The organism is Actinomadura darangshiensis (genome assembly GCF_004349235.1).
GTDB classification, from domain to species: Bacteria; Actinomycetota; Actinomycetes; order Streptosporangiales; family Streptosporangiaceae; genus Spirillospora; species Spirillospora darangshiensis.
In genome coordinates this window covers 1-2,828 of the sequence record NZ_SMKY01000540.1, presented here as the reverse complement: position 1 = coordinate 2,828, position 2,828 = coordinate 1, and the positions used below count along the sequence as shown (strand labels likewise).

The window sequence follows — 2,828 nt, the reverse complement described above, 5'->3', positions numbered from 1 at the left end:
CCCTGGAACCGCCGGGTGCTCGCCACACTGGTGGACGGCCTCTGCCTCGCCGTCCCCCCGATCGCGGTCTTCGCTCTGCTGCTGCTCGTCACCCTGGCAGGCAAGGCCCTGGACGCCGACCCCGGCTTGATCATGGACTGGCTCGTCCCGCTCCTCGTGGCGGCCGCCTACCTGGGCATGCTCGCCACGGCCCTGTGGCTGTGCCGCCAGGAAGGTCTGACCGGCCAGACCCCGGGAAAACGGCTCCTCAAGATAAGACTCCAGCACGCCGACAACCCGGCCCCCATCGGCTTTGGCAAAGCATTCCTACGCAGACTGGCCCACGTCCTGGACAGCCTCCCCTGCTACGCCGGCTACCTATGGCCCCTCTGGGACCCACGCCACCAAACCTTCGCCGACAAACTAATGACCACCGCAGTCGTCACCACACCCCCGAGCGACCACGACTAAAGCGCCTGGACGGCCACGCGAACGCGACATCGGCTTTGAGGCCGGCCTGGCCGCGACCTCGCGCGGCCGGACATCACTCAGGAGCACAGCTCGCGGTACGCCTCCTGCAGCTCAGCGGCCTCCGGCACGCCTCGCGCCTCCACCGCCGTGATCACCTGACTCACCCGCCAGTAGTTCGACGGCACCAGCCGACCGCTCTCCACCGCCTCCAGCGCGGTGTGCGCCGCCTGCGCGGGTTGATCTCCCGCGAACAGGGCGAGTGCCAGGTCGAGCCGCGCGGACGCCGCCCGCCTCGGCCGCGCCGGGCCGTCGGACGGCCGCTCCAACCGCGCCACGATCTCCCGCGCATGCGCCTCGGCCGCCGGATCCCCGACCCAGGCGAGCGTGGTCGCCGTGTACGCCTCACGCTTGGTCGGGTCGTACCGGTAGTGATGTTCGGGCCGATCAGGCCGCGCGAGGGGTTCCACGAGCCGATCCACCCGCGCGAGGGCGTCACGCGTCTCCGGGCCGGCGCCGAGCCGCGCCCACACGCGGCCCTCCTGCGCGGTCGCCTGGATGAACGCCGACGACTTGCGGGGCGCGACCTCCTGCGCTCCCCGCGCCAGCTTGATCGCTTCCCGGCAGTCCCCGTCTGTGAGTCGCTGCCACGCGCGGGTCTCCAGCACCCACGCGAGAATCTCCGGGCGGTCGGCGTGCTCGGCGAGCTGTGCGGCAGTCCGCAGCCGTGCCGCGGCGATGAGATTCTGGCCCAGGTCGATGTCGCAGGTTGCGGCGAGCAGCGACAGCCAGGCGCCGATCACGATCAGGCGGCGGCGTTCGGCCAGCGTCATGCGTGCGTCAAGGAGCGCGGACACGTAACCGAGGTGGCGCCGGATCCGGGGCAGCAGGTCGGCCGGCGGGGTGAGCGCATACGCGGACGCCAACTCGTCCACGACCATCTCCAGCGCGACGAGCATGTCGTCTCCGACCTCGCTGGCGGCGACGCGACGCGCGAGGTCCAGCGCCTCGATCTCCTCGTCAGTGCCGCCCCTGGGCGTAGGCGGCAACGTGGAGGGACGCAGTGCGGCCAGCTCACCACCCGCGTCGAGCAACTCGTCCAGCCGCGCCGCCAACTCGGGGGAGGGGCGTCTGCGGTCGTTGCCGATGCGGGACAGGAATCCGTCATCACAGGGGACCAGTCGCGCGAGCTTTCGCTGGCTGATCCCGCGCTCCGCCATGAGCTGACGGAGCTTCTCACCGAAGGTGACCATCGCCTCGCCCGTTTCGCCCCGGGTTGACCCGCTGCCTGACACTGCCCGCCGGGTCGGCAGCACGCAGCGCCTTCCACGCTAATGCTGACTGCGGTCAGGTGGGGTGCGAAAGGTGTCGCTGACACGAAAGCGGCCCCGGCCGGCGCGCGAACGCCGGTGGTTCCGGGGCCTGGCCCGATGGAGGTCGGACCTGTGAACGATGCTAGGGGCGGCCGCCCGATGGCGGGTGAGACGGACATCGGTGGGCTCGCCGCCGAGTTCCCCGGTTGGACGATCGAACTCGTCCAGGAGCCGCCGGTGTTGCGGGCGTCCCGCGACATGGCCCCGCCCCTGGTGATCGCCGCCGGCTCGCCCGCCGAACTGCGGACGCTGCTGGACGAGGCCGACCGGCTTGACTGCCGCCGCGCGACCCACGCGCTCGCCGAGATTCTGCGCGGGCACGGCGTGACGGCGCAGGTGTACGGGCAAGCTGTCATCGCCGAATCGTCACGGAGCATCCGCCGCACCATCGTGGCCGGACGCGGCCTCTACAGCTGGACGTCCGGCGTACCGATCGGCGCGATCAGCAATGTCGCCGGAGCCGCGGAGCGCGTGCTGTGCGGGCTGGGGGAGTCCTGATGCCGAACCCGGTGACCTGCTGGTACGGGAAGGCGACGGGCAGTTGGTGGGCGGTCGCGCGTGACGGCGCGGGACGGTGGCGCCTGGTCGAGGCCGCCTCCCAGGCCGAACTCGGCCGCCGCCTGACCGAACTCGGAGCACACGGTTACGCGGCCCTGGCGCAGCCCATCTTGCCTTCGCGGTCGGGCGTGCCGCCCGTCCAGTCCGCCGCCAGGCCGAACCACGCGCCACGCCACCACTACTGATGCGGGAGCCCAACATGCGAGACATCTTCGGGCCCGCAGAGGTCCTCCATGCGGCCGTGCGGCGCCGCGCTCCCCAGGTCGCTGTGGCGATCGTGCTGGACGAGGAAGAGGGGCTGCGTCGAGTCAGCGTCACCTACCGCGACGTCGGCCCCTACCTCGTCGGCTGGGACGGCACCGCCTACGAGTGGCGGACGGGCCCGGCCGCGGGCTCGCCCCCCCCCCGAGCACGCCCAGGCCGAGCGCCGCCGCGTGCTCCGCCCCGCCG

At 72.1% G+C, this 2,828-nt stretch carries 5 protein-coding genes; 4 read left to right on the top strand and 1 reads right to left on the bottom strand.

Annotation, left to right across the window (positions count from 1 at the left end; genetic code table 11):
* The coding region (locus tag E1293_RS46080) for an RDD family protein (protein ID WP_207939519.1) at nucleotides 1-450 on the top strand (450 nt) is incomplete at its 5' end.
* Nucleotides 451-527: 77 nt separating this feature from the next.
* On the opposite strand, the gene E1293_RS46075 is transcribed toward E1293_RS46080, so the two are convergent.
* Nucleotides 528-1,700, bottom strand: a complete 1,173-nt coding sequence (locus E1293_RS46075) for a helix-turn-helix domain-containing protein (RefSeq protein ID WP_132206342.1) — start codon at nucleotides 1,698-1,700, stop codon at nucleotides 528-530.
* Nucleotides 1,701-1,892: 192 nt separating this feature from the next.
* Here E1293_RS46075 and E1293_RS46070 point away from each other — a divergent pair, with 192 nt between their 5' ends.
* The 3 genes from E1293_RS46070 to E1293_RS46060 all read left to right on the top strand — a co-directional run.
* Nucleotides 1,893-2,318 (top strand): hypothetical protein, encoded by a 426-nt coding sequence (locus tag E1293_RS46070; RefSeq protein ID WP_132206340.1) that lies wholly within the window; start codon nucleotides 1,893-1,895, stop codon nucleotides 2,316-2,318.
* A complete protein-coding gene (locus E1293_RS46065; protein WP_132206338.1) occupies nucleotides 2,318-2,563 on the top strand; it encodes a hypothetical protein in 246 nt (81 codons plus the stop codon). The genes E1293_RS46070 and E1293_RS46065 overlap by 1 nt, the downstream gene beginning before the upstream one ends.
* A gap of 14 nt (nucleotides 2,564-2,577) precedes the next feature.
* On the top strand, nucleotides 2,578-2,828 hold a 251-nt coding region (locus E1293_RS46060), incomplete at its 3' end, for a hypothetical protein (RefSeq protein ID WP_132206336.1).

Bases quoted from the DNA above. Each gene is read 5' to 3' on its own strand.
- E1293_RS46065 (WP_132206338.1), top strand. From the start codon at position 2,318: ATGCCGAACCCGGTGACCTGCTGGTACGGGAAGGCGACGGGCAGTTGG.
- E1293_RS46075 (WP_132206342.1), bottom strand. From the start codon at position 1,700: ATGGTCACCTTCGGTGAGAAGCTCCGTCAGCTCATGGCGGAGCGCGGG.